Source organism: Tabrizicola sp. (assembly GCF_051645465.1).
Lineage (GTDB): Bacteria > Pseudomonadota > Alphaproteobacteria > Rhodobacterales > Rhodobacteraceae > Tabrizicola.
Map to the genome: position 1 here is coordinate 1 of NZ_JBOFBI010000304.1, position 14,451 is coordinate 14,451.

A 14,451-nucleotide genomic window follows, 5' to 3' on the forward strand; every position below is an offset into this window, starting at 1 on the left:
CCCCACGCTGCCAACGAGCCCATATCTCGGCGCGCTGTTCGGCCGAATAGTAGATCCGGCGACGATACGTCATGGCTCACACTCCTTCTTCGATCAAAGAATGAAGTGTTGCAGCCACCGGTTGAACCCACCGCTCAAAGCGAAAACATCCGGCGAAAGACGGCGGTCGGACCTAGGACGTTTCTGCCCTGACAGGAAATACCCCCTTTCATCGAGTCCTTTCCAATTCGTAAATGCCCGCAGATAACCCACTGATAACATTGGGCCGGGAATTTGACCCACCGTGGGCAGTGCAGGCACGCACCCTTCAACCGCATCGAAAAAGAATGAAGGGCCCCGCACCCCTACGGGACCCTTCATCCACCCCACGTGCACACCCCAAGCACCGCACGTGATCTTGAAAAGGGTCCCGGGCGTCCTGCCCTGACTGGACGGTTGTGCCTCGAATCCCCCGATCCATGCAAGGCAGGAGTATGGAGGGGTTTAGTCAAATCCGGCGGTTCGCCAATAGAAGCGGCCCGCGCCTTCTGGGGCACGGGCCGGGATCGGGCCGCGATGGCCAGAGATCACTTGTAGGCGGATTCCTTGCCGAAATGCTTCGCCAACAGATAGTAGAATACCGCCCGGTACTTGGTGCGCTCGGACTTGCCATAAGTATCGATGGCGGCGTCGATGCCTGCCATCAGGTTCGGGCCATCCTTGAGGCCCAGCTTCTTGATCAGATAGTTGGTCTTGATCCGCTCCATCTCGTCCTTGTTCGAGGCCGCGACAGTTGAAGCATCCCTGTCATAGATCGAAGGGCCGCAGCCGATGGTGACCTTGGTGAGGAGCGCCATGTCCGGCGTCACCTTGCATTTGTTCTTCAGGTCATCGGCGTATTTCGCGATAAGTTCGTCCCTCTTGCCCATCCTATGTCTCCCTTGACTGGTACGGTGCTCGTTAACACTACAAACGGTAGTGCGCGTGAATCGTTTCGGGAAGGGGAATTTATCGGATGGTCCGTCAGTCCGCCGAATGGTCGGGAAAGACGACCAGGGAGTTGATGAGGTAGCTGGCGGTCGCCGCAAGGCAGGCAGACATGAGGTGGATGGCCACGTCCGGCCAGAAGGTGCCGCGGGCCAGAAGCTGGCTAAGGCCGGACACGATGCCGATACTGAGGAGCTGTATCGCGGCATAAAGCCATAGGCCGTGGCGGTGCGGGCGGCGGCTGGTGAAGGTGAAGTGGCGATGGCACCAGAAACCGACGGGGATGAAAAGGACCCAGAGGATTGCCGAGGACAGGGCATTGGGCAGGGGCAACTGCGAGGTCGCCAGGGCGGCCAACACTGCATAGAGGAGCGCCAGGCCCCCGCCCACCGCCAGAAACCGCACATAGGTGGTGTACGACGATGTCACGGGGAAATGCCCGCAAGACTGGTCTTGTCGATCTTAAGCAGCCGCACCTCCGAACGATCCACCGTCACGTCGGTCAGCCAGTTCGGCAGATCGCCCGCCACAATGGCGCTGGTCAAGGGATTGTCGCGCTCAATCCGGCTGCCCGCGCACAGGACCAGGTAGTCCGCCCCGGACTTTGCCACTGCCGCGCGGAGCAAATCGTCCGTCGTGAATGCGCCAAGCCCATTCCAGAGGGCGTCGACGCTGCGGTGATAGGACGCGGAAGTGGCGGAATGATGGGTGTAGGTTATGATCGACGGGCCAAGGTTGATGGTCGAGAACATCAGGGCCGGTGGCACACGGGCGATCTCGGCCAGGGCCGTTTCGGTCCGGCAGTTCTTTCTCGAAAACGGCACATTGACCGAGGCATTGGCGCTCGTCACGGGCTTCGGGACGTACAGGATCCGGTGTGCGGCTTTCTCGACGACAGTGGGTATGGCCAAAAGCAGCACCACCATCGCCGGCAGCCGAAACCAGTTTTCACGCGGGATCAGGGTGAAGGCATAGACCAAAAAGCCCCCAAGTAACGGCACCGCCGGCGTCATCAGCTGGGCGGCACGGATCTGGGTCAGAGCAAAACCAAGCCCGAGACCCAGCACGACGAAGGCCTGCATCAGGGCGGTCGCCTGAAGCGTGCTGATCCTTGACCGCATGCGCCAAAGGGTGATCAGCGCCAGAAACCCGATTACAACGGCCGGCAGCAGGATTCGGCCGAGCAGCGAAGGGGACTCGGCAAGCAACTTCGAGGCCGACAGTGCCTCGGTTATGTTGTCATCGATTATGCTGCGCATTTCCGGGCTCAAGTCGGAATAAGGGCCCGCCAGGCATTGTCCAAGAAGCGGAAAGGCCAGCCAGATCCCAAGCGCGGCGAGGCCGAGCATGACCGAAATGCGGGATAGGGGGCTTGTCAGCAACCGCTCGCCCAGCACCGGCACCAGCGTCGCCACCACGCCCACCAGCCCCAATGCCATGACCGGGGTCGCGAGCACATCGCACCAGGGCGTGCCCCAAGTGGCCATGGGCGTCTGGCCCGCAAAGAACAACAGCGCGGACGGGACGATGGCCGCGCCAAATCCCAGAAGCCAGTGGCCGGTGTTCGCTTGCCCGAAAGCGTGGCGGAGCGCCATCAGGCCCCAGATCGTTGCGTAGTAGGGCAACATCTCAAGCCCGACTGCGAGCGCAAAGGCGGTGACCACGCCGCCAAGGGCGCCCAGAACCAAAGCTCGCCCTGGCACCAGAGACAGGTAGAACAGCGCGGTGGCGCAGAGGATCTGCACGTTGTGGTGGTCAATCCGGGGCGGAACGAACTGCCCGCCAAGCTTGGCCCAACTGAGGAATACCGCCAGCGCCCCAATGGCAGAAGCGGTGCCCAGAATGCGCGCTGTGCCGTGGCCCAGAACGAGTATCATCAGGCCCGCAAGGAAGCTCGGCCACAGGATCACCGCGGCAAGCTCGGCCGAGGTTACCGATACGAAGTTGGAGGCCACAAGAACGATGCCTGCGATCCCGGCATCGATGTAGCGTGACCAGTGCATCGAAATGCCCTCGGGTGGCAGGACGCGGTACTGGCGAGTGTCCCACCAGGATTGCCCGGCCAGAAGATCGCGCACAGCGAGCAGGCGCATCTGGTCGTCGTTATCGGCTTCCAGAAGCAGCTCGGAAATCTGCGCTGCATCCTGGTATGCATGAAGTGCCACCAGGGCCATGCCGCCAAGGCAGATCAGCCAGAGGACCAGGCTGCGTGATTCGGTGAAGGACTTGAAGATCATGCGTAGGTTGCTTTGTTTCCGTGACACTCATTGATCAGCAAAGCTGCTGCGGATTACCTCTCAATTCCGAAGTAGTCATAACTGTGACGAAACTCACCCGCTTCCATGACTATCCCTGAGTGGCGCCAAGTTTCTAGCCCGCCGACGCCGCATTTTCGGCGCAGTTGCAGGCGCATTATGCGGGAACTGTCGCCAATGCTGCGCGAAAGACCCCAAAGGGATCGGCCGATGATCGAGCTTACTATCCTCATGCCCTGCCTGAACGAGGCTGAGACGCTTGCGACATGTATCCGCAAGGCGCGCGCCTATCTGGACGCATCGGGCATCAACGGCGAGATCCTTATTGCCGACAACGGGTCCACCGATGGCAGCCAGGCGATTGCCGAGGGTCTGGGGGCGGTTGTGGTTCCGGTTCCGATGCGAGGCTACGGCGCTGCGTTGAGTGCGGGGATCGCCGCCGCCCAGGGCCGCTACGTCATCATGGGCGACAGTGACGATAGCTATGACTTCTTGAATCTGGACGGGTTTGTTGAGCGTCTCCGGGCAGGCGCTGATCTGGTCATGGGTAACCGGTTCAAGGGCGGGATCGCACCGGGAGCCATGCCGGCACTGCACCGGTATCTGGGCAACCCTGTGCTGTCGACGATTGGCCGGGTGCTCTACCGCACCCCCGTAGGCGACTTTCACTGCGGTCTGCGGGGCTTTTCCCGTGCGGCGATCCAGCGGCTTGGGCTGACCAGCCCTGGGATGGAATTTGCGTCGGAAATGGTGATGAAGGCCTCGTTGGCGGGGCTCAACATTGCCGAGGTGCCGACGACGCTTTCGCCCGACGGCCGGTCGCGTCCGCCGCATCTGCGGTCCTGGCGCGACGGCTGGCGGCACCTGAAGCTTCTTCTGACCTTCGCGCCTTTCAGCATATTCCTGTATCCCGGCCTCGCATTGCTGGGATTGGGCGGAATGCTGTTCCTGCCGCTTCTGTTCACCCCTGTCACCCTGGGTGGCGTGACGCTGGACACCGGCACGCTGATCTTCGCGGCGACCTTCATCATGACCGGCTTTCAGCTGGTCTGGTTCCATGCTCTGGCCCGTCTGTTTGCGGTCAGGATGAACCTTTTGCCAACCTCTTCACAGTTCGAGTCCCTGCGCGCCCGCCTTTCGGTAGACACGGCCTGTCAGGTCGGTGCGGTGTTCCTTCTTATGGCTGTTCTTGCCACGCTGGCCTCGGTCGGGTTCTGGGCCTTCAACGGGTTCGGGCCGCTTGACCCAGGCACCATCACCCGCACCGCTTCGCTGGTCGCAGTGCTGGCCGCGCTGGGGGTGCAGTCGGTCACCAATGGCTTTCTCTGGGGGCTTTTGAACCAGAATGCCCCTGTAGCCGCAGGCGGTGCCACCGAAACGCTTGAAGCGCCCCGCCAGAGCGTCTGAAAGGCCCGACCCGGGGTCGTCGACCCGGGCCGGACGCTTGATCAGTAGCGGTAGTGGTCCGACTTGAACGGGCCTTCGGGTTTCACGCCGATATAGTCGGCCTGATCCTTGCGAAGCTCGGTCAGCTTTACTCCGATCTTCTTCAGGTGCAGGCGGGCGACCTTTTCATCCAGCGCTTTCGGCAGGATGTAGACGCCGGGGGCGTAGTCCTTGCCCTTGGTCCAAAGCTCGATCTGGGCGAGGACCTGGTTGGTGAAGCTGGCCGACATCACGAAGGACGGGTGGCCGGTAGCGTTGCCGAGGTTCAGAAGGCGGCCTTCGGACAGAAGGATGATGCGGTTGCCCGAGGGCATCTCGATCATGTCCACCTGTTCCTTGATGTTGGTCCACTTGTGGTTCTTCAGCGCCGCGACCTGGATCTCGTTGTCGAAGTGGCCGATGTTGCCGACGATGGCCATGTCCTTCATCGCGCGCATGTGGTCGATGCGGATGACGTCCTTGTTGCCGGTGGTGGTGATGAAGATGTCAGCGCTGGCGACTTCGTCTTCCAGGAGCGTGACCTCGTAGCCGTCCATCGCGGCCTGCAGGGCACAGATCGGGTCGACTTCGGTGACCTTCACCCGGGCGCCCGCGCCACGGAGGGACGCCGCCGAGCCTTTGCCGACATCGCCGTAACCGCAGACGACGGCGACCTTGCCGGCCATCATCGTGTCGGTCGCCCGGCGGATGCCGTCGACGAGCGATTCCTTGCAGCCGTATTTGTTGTCGAACTTCGACTTGGTGACGGAGTCATTGACGTTGATCGCCGGGAAGGGCAGCTGGCCCTTCTTGTGCAGCTCATAAAGGCGATGCACGCCCGTGGTGGTTTCTTCCGACACGCCCTTGATGTCTGCGCGCTGCTTGGTGAACCAGCCGGGCGAGGCCTTGAGGCGCTTCTTGATCTGGTTGAAAAGGCAGACCTCTTCGTCGCTGGTCGGGACGGCGATCAGGTCGGTCTCACCGGCTTCGACGCGGGCACCCATCAGGATGTAAAGCGTGGCGTCGCCGCCATCGTCGAGGATCATGTTGCAGGTGCCGCCCTCGCCGCCGAACTGGAATATCTTGTCGGTGTAGTCCCAGTATTCCTCAAGGTTCTCGCCCTTGATCGCAAAGACCGGGGTGCCCGAGGCCGCGATGGCGGCGGCGGCGTGGTCCTGGGTCGAGAAGATGTTGCACGAGGCCCAGCGGACATCGGCGCCAAGGGCCTTCAGCGTTTCGATCAGGACGCCCGTCTGGATCGTCATGTGCAGCGACCCCGCGACCCGCGCGCCTTTCAGCGGCTGAGACTTCCCGAACTCCTCGCGGCAGGCCATCAGGCCCGGCATTTCGGTTTCGGCGATGGTCAGTTCCTTGCGGCCAAATTCAGCCAGACCGATGTCCTTGACGATATAATCCTTCGCCATCTTGGCGCACTCCTTGATCCTGGGTTGCGCGGGCAGATAGCATTGATCGCCGAGACAGACAACAAAGGCCGAGTGTCGCAGATGAAACAACCCCGCGCGTGGCAACGGATGCTGTCTGGTCGCAGGCTGGACCTGCTGGACCCGACCCCGATGGACATCGAGATCGAGGATATCGCCCATGGCCTTGCCTTCGTCGCGCGCTGGAACGGGCAGACACGGGGGGACTGGCCCTATTCGGTGGCTGAGCATTCGCTTCTGGTCGAAGAGATCTTTGCCCGCGCCAATCCGGCAATCCTGCCACGCTGGCGACTGGCCGCGGTGCTGCATGACGCACCGGAATATGTGATCGGTGACATGATCAGCCCGGTGAAGGCGGCGGTCGGGCCGGGCTATGGCGAGCTGGATCAACGGCTGACGGCGGCGGTGCATCTGCGCTTTGGCCTGCCCGCCCAGATTCCTGCGCCGATCAAGAAGGCGATCAAGGCGGCGGACAAGGTTTCGGCCTGGCTCGAGGCCGTGCGGATTGCAGGATTTCGGGAGGCAGAGGCCGACAAGCTTTTCGGGCGGCCCGCGCCGGAACTGGTTCACCGGCTGGAAATCAAACTTCGTCCGCCCACAGAGGTGCGGGCGGACTACATTGCTACGGTCGCGAGGCTTCTGTCAGCCTGTGGCTGAAGGGATTCGGCGCGACAGCACCCTGGTTCAGCGTAGGCTGGCATCAACGACCGTGGTTCCGCAACGTATCGCCGATGCGCAGACCTTCGATGTCCTGGAACTCGCGCGGGCTGCGGCGCAGGTTATGGCGCGGCAGGTTGTCCTCGGGCAACCGGCCAAGGCGGCTGGCGATCAGCAGGGCGTCTGCAAAGATATTCAACATGATCTTTCTCCTTTCCATGTCTGTATAACTTCTTTTGCCATGAAAGCGGCCATGCTACGACTCAGAAAGCCTGCTGAACTGTTAGGTGAGATTACACATGGCGACCGACTGGCGCAGCCTTCCGTCCCTTACCGCCTTGCGGGCTTTCGCGGCCACGGCCGAGCTGCGCAGCTTTTCGCAGGCCGCGCGAACGCTGAACGTGACCCATGCCGCCGTCGCTCAGCAGGTGCGGGCGCTGGAGGATCAGCTTGGCCGCTCACTGGTGCAGCGTGACGGGCGCGGGGTCAGCCTGACGGCGGATGGCGAGCAGCTGGCCGAGGCGCTGGGCGAAGGCTTCGGCGCGATGCTGCGTGGGGTCGAGGCCTTGAAGACCGGTGAGGCTGACCGCCCGGTGCGGGTGACGCTGACAGCCAGCTTCGCTGCGCAATGGCTGATGCCGCGGCTGAAGGACTTCTGGACGAAGCATCCCGACATCGGCCTGTCGATGCATCCCGACAACCGGGTCGTGGACATACATCGCGAGCGGATGGATCTTGGGATTCGTTATGGCAATGGCGATTGGGCGGGCGTGGAAAGCACTTATCTCGCCTCGGCACAACTGGTGATTGCGGGCGCGCCGTCCTTGATGGGGGACAAGGACACCCTCACTTTGGACGAGATGCGGGAGATGGACTGGATCCTGTCGCGGACCTGGCCGGAACAGGACGCCTATCTTCGCAAGCTGGGTCTGGAACCGGATACGTTAAGCCGGACCGACATCGGCAATGAGGAGCTTGCGATAGCGGCGGCTCGGCAGGGACTGGGGCTGGTGGTGGAGAGCATCGCGCTGGTCGCTTCAGACGCGAGCGAAGGGCGCCTGCGCATCGTGCATGACAGCCGCGAAAAGCTTCCGGCCTATTTCGTCGTGACTTTACCCGGGCCAAAGCGTGCTGCGGCCCGGGCGTTCTTGAAATGGCTGAAATCGCAGAGCTAGCGGCTCAGATCGCCATGCTTTCCGGCTTTTTCCCCTTGGCAAGCGCCTCGGAGAACCAGCGCGGCTTGCGGCCACGGCCCGACCAGGTGTCGGACTTGTTGGCCGGGTTGGCATACTTCGCCACAGACGGCGAGCGCTTCCGACCAACCGTGACCCCCGTCAACTCGGCCAGCGAAAAGCCCATTGCCTTGGCTTTTTCTTCCAGTTCCGCCAAAGCCTCACGCTTGCGGCGGTCTTCGTACCCCGAAATCGCCTTTGTGACCTGCGAGTGCAGATCCTTCAGCTCTTTCAGGGAAAGCGAATTCAGGTCGATATTCAATATCTGATCCCCCTCGGATAAAGACCGTTATTGAATAGGGCCAAGAGTCGGGGGGTGCAAGAATTGAAATTTACCTTGGGCTTCTTTTTGCAAGGATACGCTGCAAAGTCCGCCGATGCATCGAAAGACGGCGCGCCGTTTCCGAAACATTTCGGTCACACATCTCATAGACACGCTGGATATGTTCCCACCGCATGCGGTCGGCGGACATCGGATTTTCTGGCGGTTCGGGCAGCACGCCCGACTTTGCCAGCAACGCGTTCGTCACGTCATCTGCGTCCGCGGGCTTTGAAAGATAGTCGATCGCACCGATCTTGACGGCTGCCACCGCCGTCGCGATCGCGCCGTAGCCCGTAAGGACGACAATGCGGCACGATGGGCGCCGTTCCCTCAGTGTCTCGATCACCTCAAGCCCGTTGCCGTCCTCAAGCCTAAGGTCGACGACCGCATAGGCCGGAGGTCTGGCAAAAGCCTTCGCCCGCCCCTCGGCCACGCTTTGCGCCGTGTCTGTCAGGAAGCCGCGCTTCTCCATCGCCTTTGCAAGCCGTTTCACAAAGGGTTCGTCATCGTCCACAAGAAGCAGCGTGCGATCCGGTCCAAGATCGGTGGCGAGGTCATCAGTCATGTTTTTCCCCTGGTCGGCGTCGCGGAACGTCAAGTCCCTGCGTTACCTGCCTCGACAAAACAGGCAACGCTGTCCGCCATTTGTTCAGATGTAATCTCGCGCCGGAAGAAATCCACAAAACCCTCCCCCGGAAGCATGAGATACGTGAACGTCATGTGATCGACGAGATAGAATTCGTCGCCGGTCTCCTGCTTTTTGTAGATCGTCTTGTAGGCATTGGCCGCGGCCTTGACCTGATCCGCGCTGCCGGTCAGTGCAATCAGCTTCGGATGCATGTTGGAAGCGTAGTCACCCAAGGCGTCGGGCGTGTCGCGCTCGGGGTCGATGGAAATGAAGACCGGGGTCACGTCGAACCCGCGCTCTTCAAGGATATCGACAGCCTCGACATTGCGCGCCATGTCCAGGGGGCAGACATCAGGGCAGAACGTATAGCCGAAATACACGAGCGACGGTTTGGTCAGCACCTCGGCATCTGTCACCGTCTGGCCCGCGGGATTGACCAGAGTGAACGGCCCGCCGATATCGCCCCCCGCGATCTGGCCCTGGCGGCATTCGGCAAAAGCATCGCCGCTGCGCTGCTGCTGGATATAGATCAGCGAGCCTCCAAGCAGGGCCGCCACGGCTGCAACGGCCACTCCGGCATAAAGCTTCATCATACTGACCTCCCCTGGTCCTACGGGTCGCATTGATCTCAGATGGGGGCGCCCTTAACAATGGCCAAGCCCACGGGGAGACATCCGGTCACAGCATGGCCACAGTGGCAACCGGCTTCGAGGTCCATGGAGTGAGGGCCAACTGGGTTCGTCTCCGGACCCTGATCCTGCTCCGCTGGATGGCGATTGCCGGGCAGGTGGCGGCGATTCTGGCGGCAAGCCAGGTCTACGGTCTGGACCTGCCCCTGGGGCTTTGCGCACTGGCCATCGGCCTTTCGGTTCTGGTAAACCTGTTTCTGGTCATGATCTTCCCGGAAAACCGGCGGCTGAACGAGGCCGAGGCCTTCCTGACCCTCCTCTTCGATCTGGCTCAGCTTGCGCTTCTGATCTTTCTCACGGGCGGTCTGGCCAACCCCTTTACGATCCTGGTGCTGGCGCCCGTCACGATCTCGGCCAGCGTCCTTCGGCTGCGGTCGACAGTGACGCTGGGCGCGATCGCGATCCTTTTCGTCACGGTGGCCCTGTTCTGGCACCTGCCGCTCCGCTTTGCCGACGGCCGCGAGCTGGTCATTCCGCGCCTTTTTGCCTTTGGTTTCTGGCTGTCGATCGTCATCGGCATCCTCTTTCTCGGCCTTTACTCCCGCAAGGTGGCCACCGAGATGCGGTCGATGTCCGAGGCGCTTCTGGCGACCCAGATGGCCCTTGCGCGTGAGCAGAAGCTGACCGATCTGGCAGGCGTGGTCGCCGCCGCCGCGCATGAGCTTGGAACGCCGCTTGCCACGATCAAGCTCGTCAGTTCCGAGCTTCTGCAGGAACTGGACGGCCAGCCCAGCCTGCAAGAGGACGCAAAGCTGATCCGCGATCAGGCCGACCGATGCCGGGACATCCTGCGCGACATGGGCCGGGCCGGAAAGGACGATCTGCACATGCGGCAGGCCCCGCTCAGCGCCATGCTGCGTGAAGCGGCCGAGCCGCACATGGCGCGGGGCAAGCGCGTGGAATTTGCCTTTGCGCCGCTGCGGGATGGAGACGCGCAGCAGCCCACCGTCCTGCGACGGCCCGAAGTCATTCACGGCTTGCGCAATCTCATCCAGAACGCGGTGGACTTCGCGCGGTCCACCGTCTGGGTCGAAGGCGAATGGACCGCGCGCCGGATCACCGTCCGGATCACCGACGATGGCGACGGGTTCCCGCCCAGCGTGATCGGCCGGATCGGAGACCCTTTCGTCCGCGCCCGCCGCTCCGACCCCGAGCCTGCGCTGCGCCCCGGCTATGAAGGCATGGGCCTTGGCCTCTTCATCGCAAAGACCCTGCTCGAACGGTCCGGGGCCGAGCTGTCCTTCGCCAACGCAACCGATCCCTTTCTGGCGCCCGAAGACCGGCCCGAGCGTTCCGGCGCCGTCGTCGCGGCGGTCTGGGATGTCGAGGACCTCGTCTCGTCCGCCGCCGGGGCCTTGGGCGAAAACGCCCCGATCACGACTTAGCGCGCGGACCTCATCAAACCGCTCCTCGAGCACTTCGTGCACTCCTCGCTCCCGCACCCCCCGACGAGTGCACGAAGTGCTCGAGGAGGTGACGACGGAAGACTGCGTTAGGTGTCATGCCGATAGCGATCCCGCCCGATCCGATCAGGACTTTGTGCCGCGTTAACTGGCAATTAACCGTTTCGATTCTAGCCTCTCGGCAAGCGCAGCCTTATCGGGGGTCAGACGTGACGGGCGATTGGTCGATGGCATTGGGCATGGTTCTGACCGCAACGCTGATCGCGCTGTCGGTGCTGGCATTGCTGTCTGCGTGGCAGTCGCGGCGCCCGGTGCGGGTGGCAAGCATCTTCGATCAGTCGCCGGGGCGGATTGCCTTTCTTTTCGATGGCCACCGGCTTCTGGATGCCTCGCCCTCGGCCCGCGCGCTTCTGCCCTTCGGCGAAGACAGCCGTGCCTGGGCACGCCTGATGGCCCGCTTCGGACCCGAATTCCCCTTTCTGGCCGAGCGGCTGGCCAGCCTGCCCCGTGCGGGCCTGCTGCATATCCAATCCCTCCCCGGCGTTTCGCCAGCGATGGTCATGACGGCCGAGCATCTCTCCGGCCTGACGCGGCTGACCCTGTCCGGCGGCCAGGCCGCAGTGAACGGCGGACAGGCGGACGCCGCAACGGCTGCGGCCCTCCATACCGAGGTGATGGCGCAGCGCAACGTGCTGTCGCGGGCTCCGGTCCTGATGTGGAAAGAGGCGGCGGATGGCGCGGTGATCTGGGCCAACCACAGCTATCTCATCCGCGCGGTCGAGCTTCTGGCGGAAGGCGAGGACTTGTCCTGGCCGCTGCCGAAGCTCTTCGACCACCCCGAGGCGCACAAGGCCCACCTGCCCCGTCTGAAGCTGCAGATGCCAAGCGGGGCTGAGTGGTTCGATCTGATGCGGATGCCGGCGGGTGATGAAACGCTGTGCTACGCGCTTGCCGCCGACAAGGCCGTGCAGGCCGAAACGGCGCTGCGCGAATTCATGCAGACCCTGACCAAGACCTTCGCCGATCTGCCCATCGGGCTTGCGATTTTCGACCGGTCGCGCGCGCTGCAGATGTTCAACCCCGCGCTGGCCGACCTGACCACGCTGCCGCCCGAGCTTCTGATCTCGCGGCCGACGCTGAACGCTTTTCTCGATGCCATGCGGGCGCGGGCCATGATCCCCGAACCGCGTGACTACCGCAGCTGGCGCAAGCAGCTCGCGCGGCTGGAAGAAGAGGCGGCGATGGGCCTTTTCGAGGAAACGTGGAGCCTGCCGGGCGGCCAGACCTACCGGGTGATCGGGCGGCCGCATCCGAATGGCGCGCTCGCGTTCATGTTCGAGGATATATCGCATGAAATGTCCCGCACCCGGCGCTACCGGGCCGACGTGGAACTTGGCCAATCGGTGATCGATGCCGTGGAAGAGGCGGTCGCGGTCTTCTCGCACGGTGGTCAACTGGTCATGTCGAACCACGCCTATGCCCAGCTTTGGCAGCATGATCCGCAGGTCCTTCTGTCCGAAGCCAGCATTGCGACACTCAGCGCCTGGTGGCGGGATCAGGCGGCGCCCACGCTTCTGTGGGACGACGCCGCCGACTATGTCACCAGCGCCGAAGACCGGACGCCCTGGGACGGCGAAGTGCGGCTTCTGGACGGTCGGCTTGTCTCGTGCCGCTTCCGCCCGCTGACCGGCGGGGCGACCCTGGTCACGTTCCGACTGCTGACCGTGTCGTCAGGCGCCCCGATTCTCGACGCTGTGCCGGTGGGCCTGCTTACGGCCTGAAGCCGCCGGGCTTGCGGCGGCGCGCCGGGTGGCTAGAGTCGCCGCATGTCGATTGCGAAGCACGCACCTGCTCCCCTGATCCTGGACCTGGCCACCGAGGCGGATACCGCCGCTCTTGGCCAAAGGCTGGCCGAAGTCGCCCGTCCGGGTGATGCGATCCTTCTGGAAGGGCCGATCGGGGCGGGCAAAAGCTGCCTTGCCCGGGCGTTCATCCAGGCCCGTCTCGGTCGCGCGGAAGAGGTGCCATCGCCGACTTTCACCCTGGTTCAGGTCTACCAGGCCAAGGGCGGCGACATCTGGCACGCCGACCTTTACCGCCTGACGCATCCCGACGAGGTGTGGGAGCTTGGACTGGACGACGCCTTCGAGACGGCGATCTGCCTGGTGGAATGGCCGGACCGGCTGGGCCGCCATGTGCCGCAAGGCGCCTTGCACATCCGGCTGACCGCCTGGGGTGACGGCCGTCGGGCTGAGGTCTCTGGCGGACGTGTCGCGCTGATCAAGGCCGCGACCCATGGATGAGCGTGCAGCGGCGCTTGCCGCGTTCCTCGACCGGCTCGGCTGGGGCAGGGCCGACCGACGGCATCTGGCGGGCGATGCGTCCGACCGGCGCTATGAACGGCTTGGCCTCGGGGCGGCCACGGCTGTGCTGATGGACAACCCCCCCGGCGGGGCAGATGATCCCGCGGCCTTCTCGGCCATGGCCCGGCACCTGCGGTCGCTTGGCCTCTCGGCCCCCAAGGTCCTGGCCGAGGACCTGGTCCAAGGCTTCCTCGTTCTCGAAGACCTCGGCGACGATCTCTACGCCCGCCTCCTGCAGGCCGACCCGCCGCGTGAGGCCGCCCTTCTCGCTCCCGCCGTCGACGTGCTCCTGCACCTCCAGTCCGCCGCGCCGCCACCCGGACTGCAGAACCTTTCCGCCGAAGACTGGGCCAACGCCGCAGCCTTCGCGCCTGACTGGTACGCATTCGCGGCCACCGGAGCCAAGCCCGACGCCGGGCGGTTTCTCGAAACCCTGACCGCCGCCCTCCGCACCCATGCCGATGGCCCAAGGGTCCTGATCCTGCGCGACTACCACGCCGAAAACCTCCTCTGGCTGCCTGGTCGCGACGGCATTGCCCGCGTCGGTATCCTTGACTTTCAGCTCGGCCAGCTGGGCCAGCCCGGCTACGATCTCGTCTCCCTTCTGCAGGACGCCCGCCGCGATGTCGCACCCGCGACCGAAGCGGCGATGATCGCCCGCTTCGTCACCGCCACCGACCGCGACCCCCAGGCCTTCGCCGCCCACTACGCCACGCTTGGAGCACAACGGGCGCTGCGCATTCTGGGCGTCTTCTCAAGGCTCTGCCTTATCGCCGGGAAACCGCAGTACCTCCGCCTGATCCCCCGCGTCTGGGGCCAGCTGCAGCGGAACCTCGCCCATCCGGCCCTGAGCGACCTACGCACCGTCTGCGACACGCTTCTGCCCGCCCCCACCCCCGCCATCCTCGAAAAGATCGAACGCCAATGCCCACCTACCCCTTCCCGCTGATGGTCTTCGCCGCAGGCTTCGGCACCAGGATGGGAGCGCTGACCGCCGACCAACCGAAGCCGCTGATCCCCATCGCGGGCCGCGCGCTGATCGACCATGCCCTCGGGGTCGCCGAAGCTG

Annotated in this window: 16 protein-coding genes; 8 read left to right on the plus strand and 8 right to left on the minus strand. The window is 63.6% G+C overall.

What is annotated here, in order from left to right; genetic code table 11:
* Window positions 1-566: 566 nt before the first annotated feature.
* The 3 genes from ACRCSW_RS19550 to ACRCSW_RS19560 form a co-directional block, all read right to left on the minus strand.
* On the minus strand, window positions 567-908 hold the full coding sequence (locus ACRCSW_RS19550) for a DUF2853 family protein (protein ID WP_438707323.1): 342 nt from the start codon (window positions 906-908) through the stop codon (window positions 567-569).
* Between the two features lie 94 nt (window positions 909-1,002).
* Window positions 1,003-1,395 carry a GtrA family protein gene (locus ACRCSW_RS19555; protein WP_438707324.1) on the minus strand — a complete coding sequence of 131 codons (393 nt, stop codon included), beginning with the start codon at window positions 1,393-1,395 and terminating at the stop codon, window positions 1,003-1,005.
* The gene (locus ACRCSW_RS19560) at window positions 1,392-3,203 is read right to left on the minus strand and encodes a hypothetical protein (RefSeq protein ID WP_438707325.1); all 1,812 of its coding nucleotides are present in this window, start codon (window positions 3,201-3,203) and stop codon (window positions 1,392-1,394) included. The genes ACRCSW_RS19555 and ACRCSW_RS19560 overlap by 4 nt, the downstream gene beginning before the upstream one ends.
* 228 nt (window positions 3,204-3,431) lie before the next feature.
* On the opposite strand from ACRCSW_RS19560, the gene ACRCSW_RS19565 reads away from it, so the two are divergent.
* Entirely contained in the window at window positions 3,432-4,628 is a 1,197-nt protein-coding gene (locus ACRCSW_RS19565) for a glycosyltransferase family 2 protein (RefSeq protein WP_438707326.1), read from the plus strand.
* Window positions 4,629-4,669: 41 nt separating this feature from the next.
* Here the strand turns inward: ACRCSW_RS19565 and ahcY are convergent, their stop codons facing one another.
* Window positions 4,670-6,070 carry an adenosylhomocysteinase gene (ahcY, locus tag ACRCSW_RS19570; protein WP_438707327.1) on the minus strand — a complete coding sequence of 467 codons (1,401 nt, stop codon included), beginning with the start codon at window positions 6,068-6,070 and terminating at the stop codon, window positions 4,670-4,672.
* An 81-nt stretch (window positions 6,071-6,151) separates the two neighbouring features.
* On the opposite strand from ahcY, the gene ACRCSW_RS19575 reads away from it, so the two are divergent.
* Window positions 6,152-6,745: a hypothetical protein gene (locus ACRCSW_RS19575; RefSeq protein WP_438707328.1), complete on the plus strand. Its 594-nt coding sequence runs from the start codon at window positions 6,152-6,154 to the stop codon at window positions 6,743-6,745.
* A 43-nt stretch (window positions 6,746-6,788) separates the two neighbouring features.
* On the opposite strand, the gene ACRCSW_RS19580 is transcribed toward ACRCSW_RS19575, so the two are convergent.
* The gene (locus ACRCSW_RS19580; RefSeq protein WP_438707329.1) at window positions 6,789-6,947 is read right to left on the minus strand and encodes a hypothetical protein; all 159 of its coding nucleotides are present in this window, start codon (window positions 6,945-6,947) and stop codon (window positions 6,789-6,791) included.
* Between the two features lie 97 nt (window positions 6,948-7,044).
* Between ACRCSW_RS19580 and ACRCSW_RS19585 the strand changes: the two genes are divergently transcribed.
* Window positions 7,045-7,920 (plus strand): LysR family transcriptional regulator, encoded by an 876-nt coding sequence (locus ACRCSW_RS19585; RefSeq protein WP_438707330.1) that lies wholly within the window; start codon window positions 7,045-7,047, stop codon window positions 7,918-7,920.
* 4 nt (window positions 7,921-7,924) lie between these two features.
* Here the strand turns inward: ACRCSW_RS19585 and ACRCSW_RS19590 are convergent, their stop codons facing one another.
* The 3 genes from ACRCSW_RS19590 to ACRCSW_RS19600 form a co-directional block, all read right to left on the minus strand.
* A complete protein-coding gene (locus ACRCSW_RS19590; RefSeq protein ID WP_438707331.1) occupies window positions 7,925-8,239 on the minus strand; it encodes an H-NS histone family protein in 315 nt (104 codons plus the stop codon).
* Window positions 8,240-8,309: 70 nt separating this feature from the next.
* Complete coding sequence (locus ACRCSW_RS19595; RefSeq protein WP_438707332.1) at window positions 8,310-8,864, minus strand: ActR/PrrA/RegA family redox response regulator transcription factor; 555 nt, start codon at window positions 8,862-8,864, stop codon at window positions 8,310-8,312.
* 29 nt (window positions 8,865-8,893) lie between these two features.
* Entirely contained in the window at window positions 8,894-9,520 is a 627-nt protein-coding gene (locus ACRCSW_RS19600; RefSeq protein ID WP_438707333.1) for an SCO family protein, read from the minus strand.
* Window positions 9,521-9,612: 92 nt separating this feature from the next.
* On the opposite strand from ACRCSW_RS19600, the gene regB reads away from it, so the two are divergent.
* The 5 genes from regB to ACRCSW_RS19625 form a co-directional block, all read left to right on the plus strand.
* Window positions 9,613-11,001 (plus strand): sensor histidine kinase RegB, encoded by a 1,389-nt coding sequence (gene regB, locus ACRCSW_RS19605; RefSeq protein ID WP_438707334.1) that lies wholly within the window; start codon window positions 9,613-9,615, stop codon window positions 10,999-11,001.
* Window positions 11,002-11,246: 245 nt separating this feature from the next.
* The gene (locus ACRCSW_RS19610; protein WP_438707335.1) at window positions 11,247-12,800 is read left to right on the plus strand and encodes a PAS-domain containing protein; all 1,554 of its coding nucleotides are present in this window, start codon (window positions 11,247-11,249) and stop codon (window positions 12,798-12,800) included.
* Window positions 12,801-12,845: 45 nt separating this feature from the next.
* The gene (gene tsaE / locus ACRCSW_RS19615; RefSeq protein ID WP_438707336.1) at window positions 12,846-13,322 is read left to right on the plus strand and encodes a tRNA (adenosine(37)-N6)-threonylcarbamoyltransferase complex ATPase subunit type 1 TsaE; all 477 of its coding nucleotides are present in this window, start codon (window positions 12,846-12,848) and stop codon (window positions 13,320-13,322) included.
* Complete coding sequence (locus ACRCSW_RS19620; protein WP_438707337.1) at window positions 13,315-14,331, plus strand: aminoglycoside phosphotransferase family protein; 1,017 nt, start codon at window positions 13,315-13,317, stop codon at window positions 14,329-14,331. The genes tsaE and ACRCSW_RS19620 overlap by 8 nt, the downstream gene beginning before the upstream one ends.
* On the plus strand, window positions 14,307-14,451 hold a 145-nt coding region (locus ACRCSW_RS19625; protein ID WP_438707338.1), incomplete at its 3' end, for an NTP transferase domain-containing protein. The genes ACRCSW_RS19620 and ACRCSW_RS19625, both read left to right, overlap by 25 nt.

What these genes read in the sequence shown, in the direction of transcription:
- ACRCSW_RS19550 (WP_438707323.1), bottom strand. Translation starts at nt 908, where the DNA reads ATGGGCAAGAGGGACGAACTTATCGCGAAATACGCCGATGACCTGAAG.
- ACRCSW_RS19560 (WP_438707325.1), bottom strand. Translation starts at nt 3,203, where the DNA reads ATGATCTTCAAGTCCTTCACCGAATCACGCAGCCTGGTCCTCTGGCTG.
- ACRCSW_RS19565 (WP_438707326.1), top strand. Translation starts at nt 3,432, where the DNA reads ATGATCGAGCTTACTATCCTCATGCCCTGCCTGAACGAGGCTGAGACG.
- ahcY (WP_438707327.1), bottom strand. Translation starts at nt 6,070, where the DNA reads ATGGCGAAGGATTATATCGTCAAGGACATCGGTCTGGCTGAATTTGGC.
- ACRCSW_RS19575 (WP_438707328.1), top strand. Translation starts at nt 6,152, where the DNA reads ATGAAACAACCCCGCGCGTGGCAACGGATGCTGTCTGGTCGCAGGCTG.
- ACRCSW_RS19580 (WP_438707329.1), bottom strand. Translation starts at nt 6,947, where the DNA reads ATGTTGAATATCTTTGCAGACGCCCTGCTGATCGCCAGCCGCCTTGGC.
- ACRCSW_RS19585 (WP_438707330.1), top strand. Translation starts at nt 7,045, where the DNA reads ATGGCGACCGACTGGCGCAGCCTTCCGTCCCTTACCGCCTTGCGGGCT.
- ACRCSW_RS19595 (WP_438707332.1), bottom strand. Translation starts at nt 8,864, where the DNA reads ATGACTGATGACCTCGCCACCGATCTTGGACCGGATCGCACGCTGCTT.
- ACRCSW_RS19600 (WP_438707333.1), bottom strand. Translation starts at nt 9,520, where the DNA reads ATGATGAAGCTTTATGCCGGAGTGGCCGTTGCAGCCGTGGCGGCCCTG.
- regB (WP_438707334.1), top strand. Translation starts at nt 9,613, where the DNA reads ATGGCCACAGTGGCAACCGGCTTCGAGGTCCATGGAGTGAGGGCCAAC.
- ACRCSW_RS19610 (WP_438707335.1), top strand. Translation starts at nt 11,247, where the DNA reads ATGGCATTGGGCATGGTTCTGACCGCAACGCTGATCGCGCTGTCGGTG.
- tsaE (WP_438707336.1), top strand. Translation starts at nt 12,846, where the DNA reads ATGTCGATTGCGAAGCACGCACCTGCTCCCCTGATCCTGGACCTGGCC.
- ACRCSW_RS19620 (WP_438707337.1), top strand. Translation starts at nt 13,315, where the DNA reads ATGGATGAGCGTGCAGCGGCGCTTGCCGCGTTCCTCGACCGGCTCGGC.